Raw genomic sequence first — 14,568 nt, 5'->3', positions numbered from 1 at the left:
GAAAACCCGTGGCACTCAGCGCTTTCGCATGAGCTGTCGGTTATGTCCTCGATAGCCATTAAAGTGGGGCATATGACTGCGAAACAGGATCCGACCACGTCGGGGTCACGCACCGCTCGAGGCGGACTTACCTCCCCCGAAGCCCCGTGGCCCGTCCGCATCCTCAACCGCAAAATCGGAGACTGGATTTCGAAACTCGGTTCAGTGTGGGTAGAGGGTCAGCTCACGCAGATGAAGCAGACCCGGTACTGGACGTTCCTTACCCTCCTGGACGTCGAAGCGGAGATGTCGATTGAGCTGATCGCCAAGAATCACGTCATTACGTCTCTTCCCACACCACTGTCGCATGGTGACCGGGTCATTGTTCTGGGAAAACCGAATTATTCCGTCAGTCGTGGCCAGCTGAAGCTATCCATTACCGACATCCGCCCTGTGGGGATTGGTGAACTACTCGCTCGCATCGAGCAACTACGTAAGCTCCTCGCTGCCGAAGGATTACTCGCGCCCGAGAGGAAAAAGCCACTCCCCGTTCTCCCCCAACGCATCGGGCTCATTACCGGCCGAGGCTCCGCTGCAGAACGCGACGTGATCTCTATCGCGCAAGAGCGATGGCCTGCGGTGAACATTCGGACGCTCAACCCACCAGTCCAGGGCGCCAGCGCTGTCCCTGAAGTCAAAGAGGCGCTCACCATTCTTGATCGTGATCCCACCGTCGACGTCATCATCGTGGCGCGCGGCGGCGGTTCCGTCGAAGATCTTCTTCCGTTTTCCGACGAAAGCCTCGTCCGCCATGTCAGTACGCTGAGAACACCAATCGTCAGCGCTATTGGTCACGAGACCGATAACCCCGTTCTCGACGACGTAGCCGACCTGCGGGCGGCGACTCCCACGGATGCGGCAAAACGTGTCGTGATCGATATGGCTACTGAGCTCGAGGGAATCCGTGATTGTCGGCAACGTGGGCAGCAAGCGCTCTTCCGGTGGTTGGACTATGAGCGTAATCGTCTGAATGATTTGCGCCAACGGCCCGTGATGGCTGATCCGATGACGCCGATAAACCGCCACGCGGAAGAGGTGGCGCGCGATGCATCGTCTATTAGGCGGAATATCACGCTCTTGCTGGAGCGAGCGAACGCGGAGATCGCTCACCTACGAGGGCAAGTGTCAGCATTGGGCCCGTCGGCAACGCTTGCTCGAGGATATTCCATCGTCCAAGTGCAGCGCCCGGGTGAAGAGTCCGAAGTAGCGACCTCGATTGATCAGACTCCGCCGGGGTCCCAGCTGCGAATCCGCCTCAACGACGGATCAATCGTTGCGGCCACAATGTCGACCTCACCGGCTCAATAAGCCAACCTCACACATCGCGATTAACCACACGTAACGCTTTCGAAGGAGCTATCTATGACACAGCCCGATCGCAACAACGATTCCGACTCATTCACCATCGGTTCCGGCGAATCCAACCCCCGCTTTAAACCCGTCGAAGAATTATCCTACGAGGAAGCACGCCAGGAACTCATCGAAGTCGTGCGCATTCTCGAACTTGGACAGATGAGTCTTGATGAGTCGCTTCTGTACTGGGAGCGGGGTGAGGCGTTGGCTCGGACCTGCGAAGACTACCTCGAGGGAGCCCGCCACCGCGTTGAAAAAGCCCTAAAGGACAGTGATTACGCCGAGGGTGAAGACGACTCTTCGGACGGGGCTGATTCTCCTGCAGACGGCTCTGACTTTGCTTCCTGAATAGCCTTCGCCATCGTCGAAAATTCATCGGTGCTGCCGGTGCCCGATACAGCCCATCGCACGTCTTTCTTATCCACGACCCATGCCGTGCGGACGTCATCGTCGGCGCCCTCAAACACATGCCACGTTGTTCCGTCGATGTCTTTCGTTCCTTTTTCCTCCCGGGCTTTACCGTCGAGCCCCTGGGCTACGTCGTCGACGGATGCACTCGTTTGAACAAATCGGATCCAGTCTTTGTCATGGACCCACCCGACTGAGGAGCCAGAATGGCCATTGAGGTTGATCCGAAGGGCTGAATTAGGAATCCACCCCTGGGGCGACGCGGGTATGCGAACGGGATAATCGGCGGATTGTGCCTCGCTTCGTAAGAACGTGGTGCAGTCAACGCGGGTGACTTTCCCTTCTTTCGGATTGCCCGGCTGGTAATGGCACAGGCCTGTCCCACCGATGACGACGAACATCACGATGAGCATGACTCCTAGCGAGATAATCATGTCACGGCCGTCTTGGAAAATCCTTGGCTTCTCCACCTTTTTCGTGCGCACGCGAACGATTATGGCTGTTCATCATGGGGGATCACAAAACCACCGGTCGACGTCGGCCACCAACCACCCACGACGACCACTCACTATGGGTTCCGTCTTTGGCACGCACCGCCCGCATCGCCGTGGTCACACCAACCAACAGGGAGAACCTGTGGTCACCTCCGAAAAAGTACAAGATTCACCACATTTTGCCCCTATTTGGGAGTGAGATTAATCGGCTATTGGGCACATAAGTGAAACAATGAAGATGATCAACCCCATCACTGAAGCCAAAACAGGAGGCATGTGCCACCCATGAGTGACCACAAACAAACACCACCGGACCGTAACCTCGCTATGGAACTGGTCCGCGTGACGGAAGCCGCCGCCCTTGCCTCGGGCAGGTGGGTCGGCCGCGGAAAGAAAAATGAAGGCGACGGAGCCGCTGTCGACGCCATGCGCCAGATGATCAACACCGTGGCAATGCGCGGTGTGGTGGTTATCGGCGAAGGTGAAAAAGACGAAGCCCCGATGCTCTTCAACGGTGAAGAGGTCGGAACAGGCGAAGGCCCCGATATCGACATCGCTGTCGACCCTGTTGATGGGACCACATTGATGGCTGAGGGCCGCCAGAACGCTATCTCGGTGCTCGCCGCAGCAGAGCGTGGAACCATGTATGACCCATCCGCCGTGTTCTACATGAAGAAAATCGCGGTCGGCGCGGAAGCCCGCGGTGTTGTTGACGTCAACGCCCCCGTCAAGGACAACATCCGCGCAGTGGCGCACGCCAAGGGTAAGAGGGCGTCTGACATTACCGTCGTCGTTTTGGATCGTCCCCGCCACGAGCACCTCATTCAGGAAATTCGCGACGCCGGAGCCAAGGTTCGTTTAATTCACGACGGTGACGTCGCTGGTGCTGTGGCAGCGGCCCAGGATCAGACCCAGAACAGCATCGACATCATGATGGGCGTAGGCGGAACCCCAGAAGGCATCATCACTGCTTGTGCTATGCGATGCATGGGCGGAGAGATTCAGGGTGTGCTGACCCCGCGTAATGATGAAGAGAAGCAGAAGGCCCTTGATGCTGGCCACGAACTGGGCAAGGTTCTCACGACCGAGGACCTCGTTCACTCGCAGAACTGCTTCTTCGTTGCGACCGGTGTGACCAACGGCGATATGCTCCGTGGTGTCACGTATTCACCGCGCGGTGCGATCACGCGTTCGCTGGTCATGCGGTCAAAGTCCGGCACCGTCCGCATGATTGAATCGCATCACCAGTTGACGAAGCTGGAAGAGTACTCCGTCGTCGATTACAGCTAGGACCCGTTTTCGGGTCGATGTTACGCCCGGGGATATCTATTGTTCTCCGGGCATTCACACGTACACACAAACCACGCGCTTGCCGCACGCCTCGCTGACCTATGACCTACACCACTAGGTTGCATGTGTGCCACGATCGGTCACACATCGGGGCTCCCGATAAGCCATACTTGACAGTGGCACGAATTCTGCCACGTTGCACATATCCTCATAGCACATATGAAGGTGGGACTTACATAACATGAGCGATCAAGAATACCGCATCGAACACGACACCATGGGTGAAGTTAAGGTTCCGGCCACAGCACTGTGGCGCGCGCAAACCCAACGTGCGGTCCAGAATTTCCCAGTGTCAGGCCGTGGCCTTGAACACGCACAAATCCGCGCCATGGGTCTGCTCAAGGCCGCATGTGCGCAAGTCAATCTTGACCGTGGCCTACTTTCAGAGGAAAAAGGCAAAGCCATTATCGCTGCGGCCACCGATATTGCCGACGGCAAACACGACAAAGAATTTCCTATCGACGTCTTCCAGACCGGCTCCGGTACGTCGTCGAACATGAACACCAACGAGGTTATCGCCTCCATCTGTAAGAACAACGGCGTTGAGGTTCACCCTAATGACGACGTCAACATGGGTCAGTCCTCGAACGACACCTTCCCCACCGCAACGCACGTTGCCACCACGGAAGCTGCTGTTAAGGATCTCATCCCTTCATTGACGACGCTGCACAAGTCGCTGTCGGCCAAGGCGACCGAGTGGGAAGAGGTTGTGAAGTCCGGACGCACCCACCTGATGGATGCGGTACCGGTGACCTTGGGGCAGGAGTTCTCGGGCTACGCTCGGCAGATCGAAGCTGGCATCGAACGTGTGAAGGCCACGCTGCCGCGCGTCGGTGAGCTCCCCATCGGTGGTACGGCCGTCGGAACCGGGCTGAACACCACCGAAGATTTCGGCGAAAAAGTAACCGCTGAGCTGGTGAAACTGACCGGTGTTGAGGAGCTACGTCCCTGCATTAACCACTTTGAGGCTCAGGCGAACCGCGACGGTCTCGTCGAGATGTCGGGCGCGCTGCGGAGCATCGCTGTCTCCCTCAACAAGATCGCCAACGATATCCGGTGGATGGGCTCCGGCCCGCTGACCGGCCTCGGCGAAATCCACCTTCCTGACCTCCAGCCGGGCTCGTCGATCATGCCTGGCAAGGTCAACCCGGTCATGTGTGAGACCGCTACCCAGGTTGCGTGCCAGGTCATTGGTAACGACGCCGCAATTGCCGCCGGTGGCATGCAAGGCGCCTTTGAACTGAACGTGTTTATCCCGATGATGGCGCGCAATGTTCTGGAGTCGATCCGCCTGCTGTCCAACACTGCCGTGATCTTCGCCGAAAAGATGGTGGACGGAATTGAGCCCAATGCTGAGCGCATGCGCACACTGGCGGAGTCGTCACCGTCGATCGTCACTCCGCTCAACAGCGCGATCGGTTACGAGGCTGCCGCGAAGGTTGCCAAGACCGCGCTGAAGGAGGGCAAGACTATTCGCCAAACCGTCATTGACCTCGGTTTTGTCGATGGCGAGAAGCTCACGGAGGAAGAGCTGGATAAGCGCCTCGACGTGCTTGCGATGGCGAACACGGATCGCGATAAGTAAGCGAATGCATCGCTAGTCGACTACGTCATCTAGTCGCCTACAAACACTGGGTCACCCCTTGAGGGTGGCCCTTTTTTGGCCTCAAGGTTTATAGCCTCCAGCGGCCCCGTCATGACTCAAGTCACACTTAAGAGGCTTTTGATTTCTTTCACACAATGCAGACTTATACCGACCGCAACTTTGCACTCAGTGCATAATTAGGTCTAAGGTTAGCTCTCGTGGAAAGCAATCGTAACTATCTCGATACTGAGGGAATTCATGCGCCACGGGGTCTTCGGGAACGCAAGCGCTTAGAAACCCTGTGCGCTATCGAAGATCACGCCACGCGGCTTGTCCTCGACAAAGGCTATGACAACGTCACCATCGAGGACATCGTCGACGCGGCCAACATTTCAAAACGTACGTTCTTCAACTATGTCGACTCCAAGGAAACCGCCGTCCTCGGCCACCCTGTTGTCGACCTCCCTGAGGAAGAACGGAAAGAATTCCTCGCTGCCGACCCGCAACATGTCACCGTGGCCTTAGTGGACCTCATCCTCCAGACCAGTTTCGCGTCGCGCGGCCGCAGCGACGAGTTCTCAACGCTGTTACTGAGCCGTCGGAAGCAAATCTTCCGCAACAACCCTAATATTGCAGCTCCACAATTTGGACTGACTATCCAACGCTTCCACAACATCGTGGAACTGGTCGACGAATTCTTCACCCTCCACCCGGAGCGTCGATCGCTTCCACAAACTGCTTTTCCGGGCCCAGAAAGCACCGGTGGCGTCTCTGAGGAAGCCGTCACCCTGGCAATGCTGTGCCAAGACGCCGTCCGGATCGGAACGCTCCGGTGGACCAGGCAACCCGATGGCACCAATGGGCATCGTCGCCTCCGCGATTGCTGCCTGGGCGCTTTTACCCTGTTCTACGACGTTTTAGGGGCTCCTCCCCCGGAATGTTTGGCCAGCACGCCACCGAGGGCAGCGTCGGAAAGAAAAAGCAGTGACAACATAAATCTGGACATCACTGACGACCACTCAACCAACGTCGACAAACAAACCAACAGCAAACAGAACGTCGACACGAAAAATAAAAACAACAACAACGACGACAAACGTCCCGATGAGAAATGAGAGGATGATGCACAGTGAGTAAACACAATGGCGCACACAGCGACGCCACCAGCGACAACGCTGTGAACACGTCCGGGCAGCACCTGTCCAGCCGTGTGATTACGCCGGAATCAGTGAAGGACATTGATTCGCCGGCAGATCAAACGTCACCAACCACTGAGGGAACATCCTCCGCGCCGAAGAATAAGAGCAACATTCCAGCGGTCATGGTGGCCATCATGTCCGCCATGCTGCTGGCAAGTCTGGACCAAATGTTGTTCTCGACGGCCCTTCCGACGATCGTAGGCGATCTTGGTGGCGTCGAGCACATGTCGTGGGTCATTACGTCCTACCTGCTGTGCCAGACGATTATGATGCCGATCTACGGCAAACTCGGTGATCAAATCGGCCGCAAGCCGATCTTCGTCGGCGCGATCGCTATCTTCCTCATCGGCTCGATCATCGGTGGCCTGTCACAGTCGATGGCACAGCTGATCATTGGACGCGGTATCCAAGGTCTCGGCGGTGGTGGCCTCATGATCCTCTCGCAGGCAATCATGGCCGACGTTGTTCCCCCTCGGGAACGCGGTAAATATGCGGGCTGGATGGGATCTGTTTTCGGCGTGTCCTCGGTGCTCGGACCGGTCCTTGGTGGTTGGTTCACTGATGGCCCTGGATGGCGGTGGGCGTTCTGGATTAACCTACCGGTCGGCCTTCTCGCGGTTGCTATTGCACTGTTCGCTCTCAAGCTGCCCAAGCGCGGGACAGGCTTAAAGCTTGATTACTTCGGCATCATCTTCATGGCGACAGCCGCCTCATGCCTCATCCTCTTCACGTCGTGGGGCGGAAACCAATACTCCTGGAGCTCCCCCACGATCATCGGTTTGGAGATCGGAACCGTCATTGCGGCCGCAATCTTCGTCTTCATCGAATTGCGCGCTAAAGACCCATTGATCCCCATGTCGCTATTCAAGAACCGCAACTTCAACCTGGTAACCGTCGGCGGTCTGTGCGTCGGAATCGTGATGTTCGGCGTCATGAGCTACATGCCCACCTACTTCCAGATGGTTCACAACATGAACCCGACCACCTCTGGTTTCATGATGATCTCCATGATGGTCGGATTGATGGGAACGTCCATAGGCTTGGGTAATGTTGTCACCCGGACCGGAAAGTACCGGATCTACCCGCCTATCGGCATGCTCATCGTGGTTGTTTCGTGTGTGCTTCTGCACCGGATCACCGTTGATACGTCGCTGTGGTACCTCGGTCTGTGCCTCTTCATCATGGGTGTTGGCCTGGGCATGACCATGCAGATTCTGATCTTGGTGGTCCAGAACTCCTTCCCAATCCAGAAGGTTGGCGTTGCTACAGGAAGCAACAACTTCTTCCGCCAGATTGGTTCGTCGCTCGGCTCGGCCTTGGTTGGTGGGATTTTCACCAACCGCATTACCGAGCTGGTCGCGGACCGTATGCCAGCCGCCATGGCGCAGCTTCCGCCGGAAGTGCAGCAGAAGTTCGCGCAACAGTCGAGCGGGCTCGACGCCGATAGCCTCACGCCCGAACTAGTTGGTTCGCTACCTGGTCCCCTCAAGAACATGTTCATGGGAGCCTACAACGACGCATTAACACCAGTGTTCATCGTCGTGATCCCGTTCGCCGTTCTCGCGTTCGTCTTGTTCGCTCTCGTCCGCGAAGAGAAACTGCGGAACTCGGTGTAAATACGTGATGTAAAAACAACGCTGCTATAGAACGGCCCCTTCGCGCGTCGGCACAACCCGTATTGTGTCGGCGCGCGATACTTTTTCGTCCGACGGTATTGCCCCGACCCAGGTTGTTCTACAGGAGTTTTTCGTAAATGGTGCACTGGCGGTATCGGTCCGACCAAGGACCATAATCCATCCACCCGTGACGCTGGAGTGTGCCCACTTTCCTGAACCCCGCCTTCGCGTGCAGCGCTTGAGACGCGGAGTTGTCCTCAAAAATCCACCCAGTGATGGTCCACGCACCCCACTCCTTTGCCTTCGCGGCAGAGTGCTCCAGAAGAGCAGTACCCACTCCACGTCCCGACGCAGCCGGATCAATATAAATCGAATCCTCTAAGAAACCGGTCAGAGCCGGCCGATGATAAAACGGCATGAGGGCAACCCACCCGAGAATCTCCCCCTCATCTTCCGCGACGAAGCACAGCTCAGGGATCTTCTTGTCGACGAACTCCTCCCACGTGACCGGCGAGGCTTCATATGCACCGTTGCCCGTATCCAGCCCGGCCTGGTGGATACGTGCCACGTCTGGATAATCGTCGCGCGTCATAGGGCGGATAGTTCCTGTGAACGATGCTGTCATAGCGCTCTATTGTTCCATCCCGTACAAACGTCCCGTGCACACGTCCCAGGACGCTATCGCGACGACCGCGCTGTGCGCCCCCGCACGATCCCGACAAGATTCTGTATGTCGCGGTTGTCACGGGATTGCAACCACACCATGGCCAGCTGCGACGGACGGCCATCGCTCAAGGCAACATCTTTCACCCCACGCTTATTGATCACCCTCAACAACGGGCGGGGTGCGATAACAACACCGACGTTCGCGGCAACGACCTCAAGCGCGGACCGGACGTCGGGAAGATTGACCCGGAAGTCAGGCGGCTGCGGTGCCCACATGATCTTCTCGTCCTCCAGGTCCCGCGAACTGACCTGCGGAAACAGCGCGATGGGGTTGTCCTTCGGGACTGCGACGCCGGGCTGTTCCTCGTACAGCTCAATGAGGTGGATCGATTGACCCCTCGCTTCAGCATCCTTAACGACGCCTTCCCGTCCGCGACTATCCATGCGGACGAACGCCACGTCGGCGTTCCCGTGTAGAACATACGGAAGCGGATCGTCAGTGGCAGCGGACGCAATGCGCACTCGACGATTCGTACCATGCGACGCACCACCGTGGCGGTCATCAAACCGGCGGAACCATTTGTCGGGAAGGAGTCCCGGAACGAAGGCGACCTTGAGATATTCGGTCATGAACAGATCGTAACGTACGACCCACACGCCGGGCGCGGTACGCGACTCTAATTGAAGAGCGGCAACTCAGCACTGAGAGCGTCGGGATAAGAACTGGTTATGCATTACTCTGGTGCGCATGAACGATACTCATTCACATAGTGATCACGCGTCCGGGGCGCAGCCGTCAAGTACTCGTATGAAGCCCATGACAGCGGCGAAGAAGCTGAATATTTTTCTCCCTGCCACGCCTGAGGAGTTCCAGAAGACGGCACTTACCCATGATGAATTCGTGGGTTTACAGGACAATCCGCCTCAGTGGTTGAAAGATTTGCGGGCGAATGGACCTCATCCTCGGGCGGAAGTTGCCCGGAAGCTCGGCGTCACTGCAGCAGCGTTGAAGCGCAATGACATGGATAAGCCGCTCACCACTGCCGAAATTAACGAGCTTCTTAGCGATCAACCCGAGTGGCTGCAGGAAGAGCGGAAGTCGTTGGCAGAGGAACGCGAGCGTCGTCACGCTGCCAACGAAAGCCATAAGTAATGCGTGCAGGGTGGCGCTACTAGCACCCTTTGAACTGGGGTTTTCTCTTTTCGACGAAGGATCGCACTGCCTCGTGATGGTCTTCTGTGAAGGCTAGGCGCGCTTGAGCATCCGCTTCCCTGGCGGCCGCGACCATCACAGCCTGCTCGTCTCTCACCAGGCTCTTGATTTCGCAGAACGACTTTGTTGGGCCATTCGCCAACGCTAGAGCGAATTTCGTCGCCGCCTCATCAGCTCGGTCGTCGTCGGTGACCTCGGTGACAAGCCCCAGGTCATACGCGCGCTCAGCTGTCAGCTGCTGGTCGCGACACAACAAATCCAGAGCCTTGGCAGGTCCGACGATGGACGTGAGTGTGTGGGAAAGCCCGCAATCGGAGGCCAATCCGACGCCGGCGAAGGAGCCTGTGAAAGATGCTCCCTGGGTGGCAATACGGAAGTCGCAATTCAAAGCTAAGGACCACCCTGCGCCGGCCGCTGGTCCAGAAATAGCTGCAACAACAGGGACTTTGATAGCAAGCAAGGCCTCAATCATGGGGTTGTATTCATCGACAACCTTGCCCATCCCCTGCCCAGTGGACAAGTCCTGGAGATGCTCCTTCAGGTCTTGCCCGACGCAAAAAGACTTCCCCTCAGCGGTAAGAAGCACGGCACGGACGCTCGGATCAGTGGCCGCTTCAAATTCTTCGCGGAGTCGCGTTCGAAGTGCCTTATTGATGGCGTTATATCCTTCTGGCCGCCGCAGCGTGATCACACGCACAACGCCCGAGGCAGCCTCGGCCACACTGGTTGGTTGTCCTGTTTCAACATCCAGGTTATCGACGCCCACCACGTCGCGTTCGTCCGACATAACAGCCTTTCTGGTTGCCGTAGGGAATGCGGAGCCCGCTCACCGCACCGTGGTTTCGTCGTGCCTTACTTGCCAGCGCCCTTAGCGAGGCGACGAGCAATGATTTCCTTCATGATTTCGTTCGGGCCGCCGTAGATTGGCTGCACGCGCGTATCCAGGTAATGCGTAGCAATCGGGTACTCCATCATGAAGCCGTAGCCACCATGCATTTGCAGCGCGTTGTTCACCACTTCGACCTGCAGGTCCGTGGTCCACCACTTAGCCATCGCCGCAGTCGTCTCATCCAGTTCGCCCTTGACTTTTGCCTCGATACAGGCGTCGACGAAGGACTGAGCAGCTTGGATCTTGGTGGCCATTTCGGCGAGCATCCACCCGTAGGCCTGGTGGTCAACCAGTCGTTTTCCGAACGTCTTACGGTCCTGGCTGTGCTGGTAAACGAGATCGAAAGCACGGCGTGAGGTCGCTACAGAGCCAACGGCAATCGATAGCCGCTCTTGCGCCAAGTTGTGCCTCAGGTAACCGAAACCGGCACCTTCCTCACCGAGGAGGTTCTCGGCGGGAACGGTGACGTTTTCAAAGGACAATTCCGCGGTGTCCTGCGCCTTAAGGCCGACTTTCTTCAGCGGCCCCGTCTTGGTGTACCCCTCCATACCGTCCTCAACAATGAGGAGCGAAACACCGGCGCGGCCCTTTTCAGGGTCAGTAACGGCCACGATAATTGTGAAATCTGCTTGGACACCATTGGAGATAAATGTCTTGGCACCATTCACGATGTAGTTACCGTCGGCGTCTTTCTTAGCAAGCGTGCGGATCCCTGCCAGGTCGGCTCCGGCGCCCGGCTCGGTCATAGCGATAGCCGCGATCTTCTCACCAGCACAGAGTGGACGCAGGAAGCGCTCTTTTTGTTCCTCATTGGCAAAGCGCTCGAGGTAGGGAACAACCAAGTCATTGATCGTCTGCACAGAGACAAGGACTGAACCGCAATCAGACTGAGCGAGCTCTTCCGAGAGGATGGCGTTAAAACGCCAGTCGTCCATGCCTCCACCGCCAAATTCTTCGTCGGCAGTAATTCCTAAAAGACCGATCTCACCGGCCTTTTTGTACATGTCGCGATCGCAATAGCCCTGTTCATGCCACTGGCCGACATGAGGAGTGATCTCCTTAGCGACGAAATCGCGGGCGGTTTCACGAAACATCTTGTGCTCGTCATCGAAAATCGTGCGGGGTAAGAAGTTCTTCATGGGATATGCGCTCCTTATCTGTTCTTAATGTGATTAGCAGCAGTTTTCGAGGTCTGAAGGTGACCGCGACGTGAACACTACTTTAGGTGGTAGGTCATGATTTACATGCGATCGTAACCCATGTCACAGATTTAGGAGTGCTATTTCTCAATCCTGACATGGTCAGATAAGAAGGCCGGGGGTAAAAATTACCCCCGGATTAGATTGGCCAAAATCCCACTGACCAGGCGATTTCAATTATTGATACAAATAAGTTTCTTAAATCATTGACGGATTGCTTTAGGTAAGGCTAAATTGAAGGTCGTACCGCAGCGGGATGTTCGAGAACGCTCTACCACCCGGGGACATCAGGGGTTCCCTAGGTAGGCGGAGCATCTCAGAGTGGTGCACAGTGATGAAAATCGATACTGGTTGTGCTGGTTCGATCGGCAAGGGTCATTCCTCTTCTCCCCTTCCTGATCTGCCTTCCCTCAGCGCTCGTCACCTCCTCCAGGCGCCGAGGACACCAGCACTGTCGTCGCCAATATCGACCTCCGGAATAGAAACGGCACTGTGATGGCCTCGTCAACCATCACAGTGCCGTTTCACTTATCAGAATCAGAAGTTAACGCACAGATGCGCCTGCATGCTTCATATCTTCCACAGCTTTCGCGCTGGAATCAGGGGCAACACCCGCACACAACTCCGGGAGAAGGGTGACGATGAATCCTTCCGCAATTCCATCGAGCACCGTCGCCTTCACGCAGAAATCTGTCGCAATCCCGCAGACGTCGATAGACTCGATCCCCTGCTTACGCAACCAGGGGCCTAGCCTCTCTGGTTGCCCACCGCCCGAGGCCTCATCAGTTCCTTCTAGATAACCCTCAAAACCGCTATAGGCGGCCTCATATTCGCCCTTCAGGAACCAGTAGTCGACAGATGAGACATCAAGGTTGGGGTGCGAGTCAGCTCCCGGGGTGCCAACCTTGCAGTGGACCGGCCACGTCTCAACGAAATCGGGCTCCACACTTTGCGGGGCGAAGTGCGAACCGGGGTCGATATGCCAATCCTTAGTTCCCACAATGAAGTCATACTTGGCGACAATGTCCGGGCGCTGGACATAGTCGGAGATACCCGTGGCCACGGTGTCACCACCTTCGCAGGCCAGGGCACCACCAGGGCAGAAATCATTCTGCACGTCCACAATGACTAAGCATCGGTGAGTTGGTTCAGCGTCCGCTCCGTGCGTGTGTGAGGAACTAGTCGTATCGCGCATGATTACATCAGTGTCCAATCTTCCAGACCGTCATAGAGGGGGAATTGTGCCGCTAGGGCCTCAACCCGCTGACGTAGGTCATCGCGGACCTCGTCGGACTTGCCTTGGTGGCCGCTGATCAGCGTCTCCGCGATAATGTCGGCAACTTCCCCAAATGCTTCTTGATCAAATCCGCGGGTCGCCAGGGCCGACGTTCCGATCCTGAGTCCAGAGGTGACCATGGGCGGACGCGGATCAAAGGGCACCGCATTGCGGTTCACCGTGATTCCCACATCATGGAGGGCATCCTCAGCTTCCTGGCCATTTAACGACGAATGACGCAGATCAACAAGGACGAGGTGAACATCGGTACCGCCGGTGAGGACGTCGATACCCGCCTCACCCGCATCGTCCTGAGTCAGACGGTTGGCCAAAATACGGGCTCCGGCGATGGTTCGTCGCTGACGATCCCGGAATTCCTCTGACCCCGCGATTTTCATCGCGACGGCTTTCCCAGCGATCGCGTGCATCAAAGGACCACCCTGCTGGCCTGGGAAAACAGCCGAGTTGATCTTCTTGAAGAGGTCGAGATCATTCGTCAGGATCATTCCTGAGCGAGGACCACCCAAGGTCTTATGAATCGTCGTAGAGACAACATCCGCGTGCGGAACCGGAGATGGGTGCAGACCCGCAGCCACCAACCCCGCGAAGTGAGCCATATCCACCCACAATGTGGCGCCCACCTCATCGGCGATCTCCCGGAACGCCGCGAAATCCTCATGACGTGGGTAGGCGGACCACCCGGCAATAATGACGGAGGGCTTTTCCTCCAGAGCCTGCTGGCGAACCTTCTCCATGTCGATGGTCATGGTGGTGGGGTCTACTTCATAAGCGACCGCGTTATACAGCTTTCCGGAGAAGTTGAGCTTCATCCCGTGGGTCAAGTGTCCCCCATGAGCCAGGGAGAGGCCCAGGATCGTGTCGCCCGGCTTCGCGATGGCCATCAGCACGGCCGCATTCGCCTGAGCACCAGAATGGGGCTGCACATTGGCGTACTTCGCGCCGAAAACCTTCTTGGCACGGTCCCTGGCGAGGTCCTCAATGATGTCCACATTTTCGCAGCCCCCGTAGTACCGACGCCCCGGGTATCCCTCCGCATATTTGTTCGTCAACACCGAGCCTTGGGCTTGAAGGACCGCTCGGGGAACGAAATTTTCACTCGCGATCATCTCGAGCGTGTTCCGTTGGCGGCTCAATTCGCCGGCAATGGCGTCGGCAACCTCGGGGTCGAGCTGGGATAAAGGCTGATTAAGTAGCTGATCAGGGATGTTAGCGGTTGACGGGGTCGTGCGTGATGAAGAATTACTCATGAAGGCCCTTCCT

Annotated in this window: 14 protein-coding genes; 7 read left to right on the top strand and 7 right to left on the bottom strand. The window is 57.0% G+C overall.

Going from position 1 to position 14,568, the window contains the following annotated elements:
• Nucleotides 1-72: 72 nt before the first annotated feature.
• Nucleotides 73-1,347, top strand: a complete 1,275-nt coding sequence (gene xseA, locus KCQ76_RS07285; protein WP_046203192.1) for an exodeoxyribonuclease VII large subunit — start codon at nt 73-75, stop codon at nt 1,345-1,347.
• A 54-nt stretch (nt 1,348-1,401) separates the two neighbouring features.
• The gene (locus KCQ76_RS07280; protein ID WP_046203100.1) at nt 1,402-1,740 is read left to right on the top strand and encodes an exodeoxyribonuclease VII small subunit; all 339 of its coding nucleotides are present in this window, start codon (nt 1,402-1,404) and stop codon (nt 1,738-1,740) included.
• Here KCQ76_RS07280 and KCQ76_RS07275 read toward each other — a convergent pair.
• Nucleotides 1,668-2,285, bottom strand: a complete 618-nt coding sequence (locus KCQ76_RS07275) for a DUF4245 domain-containing protein (protein ID WP_052722349.1) — start codon at nt 2,283-2,285, stop codon at nt 1,668-1,670. The two genes, KCQ76_RS07280 and KCQ76_RS07275, sit on opposite strands and share 73 nt — an antisense overlap.
• 294 nt (nt 2,286-2,579) lie before the next feature.
• On the opposite strand from KCQ76_RS07275, the gene glpX reads away from it, so the two are divergent.
• The 4 genes from glpX to KCQ76_RS07255 all read left to right on the top strand — a co-directional run bounded on the left by glpX (nt 2,580) and on the right by KCQ76_RS07255 (nt 8,044).
• Entirely contained in the window at nt 2,580-3,584 is a 1,005-nt protein-coding gene (gene glpX, locus KCQ76_RS07270) for a class II fructose-bisphosphatase (protein ID WP_046203101.1), read from the top strand.
• Nucleotides 3,585-3,825: 241 nt separating this feature from the next.
• Nucleotides 3,826-5,229 (top strand): class II fumarate hydratase, encoded by a 1,404-nt coding sequence (locus tag KCQ76_RS07265; protein WP_046203102.1) that lies wholly within the window; start codon nt 3,826-3,828, stop codon nt 5,227-5,229.
• Between the two features lie 218 nt (nt 5,230-5,447).
• Entirely contained in the window at nt 5,448-6,344 is an 897-nt protein-coding gene (locus tag KCQ76_RS07260) for a TetR/AcrR family transcriptional regulator (protein ID WP_052722350.1), read from the top strand.
• 14 nt (nt 6,345-6,358) lie between these two features.
• A complete protein-coding gene (locus tag KCQ76_RS07255) occupies nt 6,359-8,044 on the top strand; it encodes an MDR family MFS transporter (RefSeq protein WP_052722351.1) in 1,686 nt (561 codons plus the stop codon).
• 118 nt (nt 8,045-8,162) lie between these two features.
• On the opposite strand, the gene KCQ76_RS07250 is transcribed toward KCQ76_RS07255, so the two are convergent.
• Nucleotides 8,163-8,669 (bottom strand): GNAT family N-acetyltransferase, encoded by a 507-nt coding sequence (locus KCQ76_RS07250; protein ID WP_046203103.1) that lies wholly within the window; start codon nt 8,667-8,669, stop codon nt 8,163-8,165.
• Between the two features lie 53 nt (nt 8,670-8,722).
• Nucleotides 8,723-9,340 (bottom strand): LysR family transcriptional regulator substrate-binding protein, encoded by a 618-nt coding sequence (locus tag KCQ76_RS07245; RefSeq protein ID WP_046203104.1) that lies wholly within the window; start codon nt 9,338-9,340, stop codon nt 8,723-8,725.
• Between the two features lie 178 nt (nt 9,341-9,518).
• Between KCQ76_RS07245 and KCQ76_RS07240 the strand changes: the two genes are divergently transcribed.
• Complete coding sequence (locus tag KCQ76_RS07240; protein WP_046203105.1) at nt 9,519-9,863, top strand: DUF5997 family protein; 345 nt, start codon at nt 9,519-9,521, stop codon at nt 9,861-9,863.
• A 19-nt stretch (nt 9,864-9,882) separates the two neighbouring features.
• On the opposite strand, the gene KCQ76_RS07235 is transcribed toward KCQ76_RS07240, so the two are convergent.
• The 4 genes from KCQ76_RS07235 to glyA all read right to left on the bottom strand — a co-directional run bounded on the left by KCQ76_RS07235 (nt 9,883) and on the right by glyA (nt 14,555).
• The gene (locus KCQ76_RS07235) at nt 9,883-10,710 is read right to left on the bottom strand and encodes an enoyl-CoA hydratase/isomerase family protein (RefSeq protein ID WP_046203106.1); all 828 of its coding nucleotides are present in this window, start codon (nt 10,708-10,710) and stop codon (nt 9,883-9,885) included.
• A gap of 65 nt (nt 10,711-10,775) precedes the next feature.
• Nucleotides 10,776-11,951: an acyl-CoA dehydrogenase family protein gene (locus KCQ76_RS07230; RefSeq protein ID WP_046203107.1), complete on the bottom strand. Its 1,176-nt coding sequence runs from the start codon at nt 11,949-11,951 to the stop codon at nt 10,776-10,778.
• Between the two features lie 604 nt (nt 11,952-12,555).
• Nucleotides 12,556-13,206, bottom strand: coding sequence for an isochorismatase family protein (locus KCQ76_RS07225; RefSeq protein WP_046203108.1), 651 nt, complete (start codon nt 13,204-13,206; stop codon nt 12,556-12,558).
• Nucleotides 13,207-13,208: 2 nt separating this feature from the next.
• On the bottom strand, nt 13,209-14,555 hold the full coding sequence (gene glyA / locus KCQ76_RS07220; RefSeq protein ID WP_231725377.1) for a serine hydroxymethyltransferase: 1,347 nt from the start codon (nt 14,553-14,555) through the stop codon (nt 13,209-13,211).
• Between the last annotated feature and the right edge of the window lie 13 nt (nt 14,556-14,568).

It is taken from the genome of Corynebacterium parakroppenstedtii, from assembly GCF_019754935.1.
Taxonomy (GTDB): domain Bacteria; phylum Actinomycetota; class Actinomycetes; order Mycobacteriales; family Mycobacteriaceae; genus Corynebacterium; species Corynebacterium parakroppenstedtii.
The sequence above is the reverse complement of the archived record's forward strand: the minus strand, read 5'-3'. Positions and strand labels throughout refer to the sequence as shown.

Excerpts from the sequence above, each read along its gene's own strand:
- xseA (WP_046203192.1), top strand. The coding sequence starts at position 73 with ATGACTGCGAAACAGGATCCGACCACGTCGGGGTCACGCACCGCTCGA.
- KCQ76_RS07280 (WP_046203100.1), top strand. The coding sequence starts at position 1,402 with ATGACACAGCCCGATCGCAACAACGATTCCGACTCATTCACCATCGGT.
- glpX (WP_046203101.1), top strand. The coding sequence starts at position 2,580 with ATGAGTGACCACAAACAAACACCACCGGACCGTAACCTCGCTATGGAA.
- KCQ76_RS07265 (WP_046203102.1), top strand. The coding sequence starts at position 3,826 with ATGAGCGATCAAGAATACCGCATCGAACACGACACCATGGGTGAAGTT.
- KCQ76_RS07250 (WP_046203103.1), bottom strand. The coding sequence starts at position 8,669 with ATGACAGCATCGTTCACAGGAACTATCCGCCCTATGACGCGCGACGAT.
- KCQ76_RS07245 (WP_046203104.1), bottom strand. The coding sequence starts at position 9,340 with ATGACCGAATATCTCAAGGTCGCCTTCGTTCCGGGACTCCTTCCCGAC.
- KCQ76_RS07240 (WP_046203105.1), top strand. The coding sequence starts at position 9,519 with ATGAAGCCCATGACAGCGGCGAAGAAGCTGAATATTTTTCTCCCTGCC.
- KCQ76_RS07235 (WP_046203106.1), bottom strand. The coding sequence starts at position 10,710 with ATGTCGGACGAACGCGACGTGGTGGGCGTCGATAACCTGGATGTTGAA.
- KCQ76_RS07230 (WP_046203107.1), bottom strand. The coding sequence starts at position 11,951 with ATGAAGAACTTCTTACCCCGCACGATTTTCGATGACGAGCACAAGATG.
- KCQ76_RS07225 (WP_046203108.1), bottom strand. The coding sequence starts at position 13,206 with ATGCGCGATACGACTAGTTCCTCACACACGCACGGAGCGGACGCTGAA.
- glyA (WP_231725377.1), bottom strand. The coding sequence starts at position 14,555 with ATGAGTAATTCTTCATCACGCACGACCCCGTCAACCGCTAACATCCCT.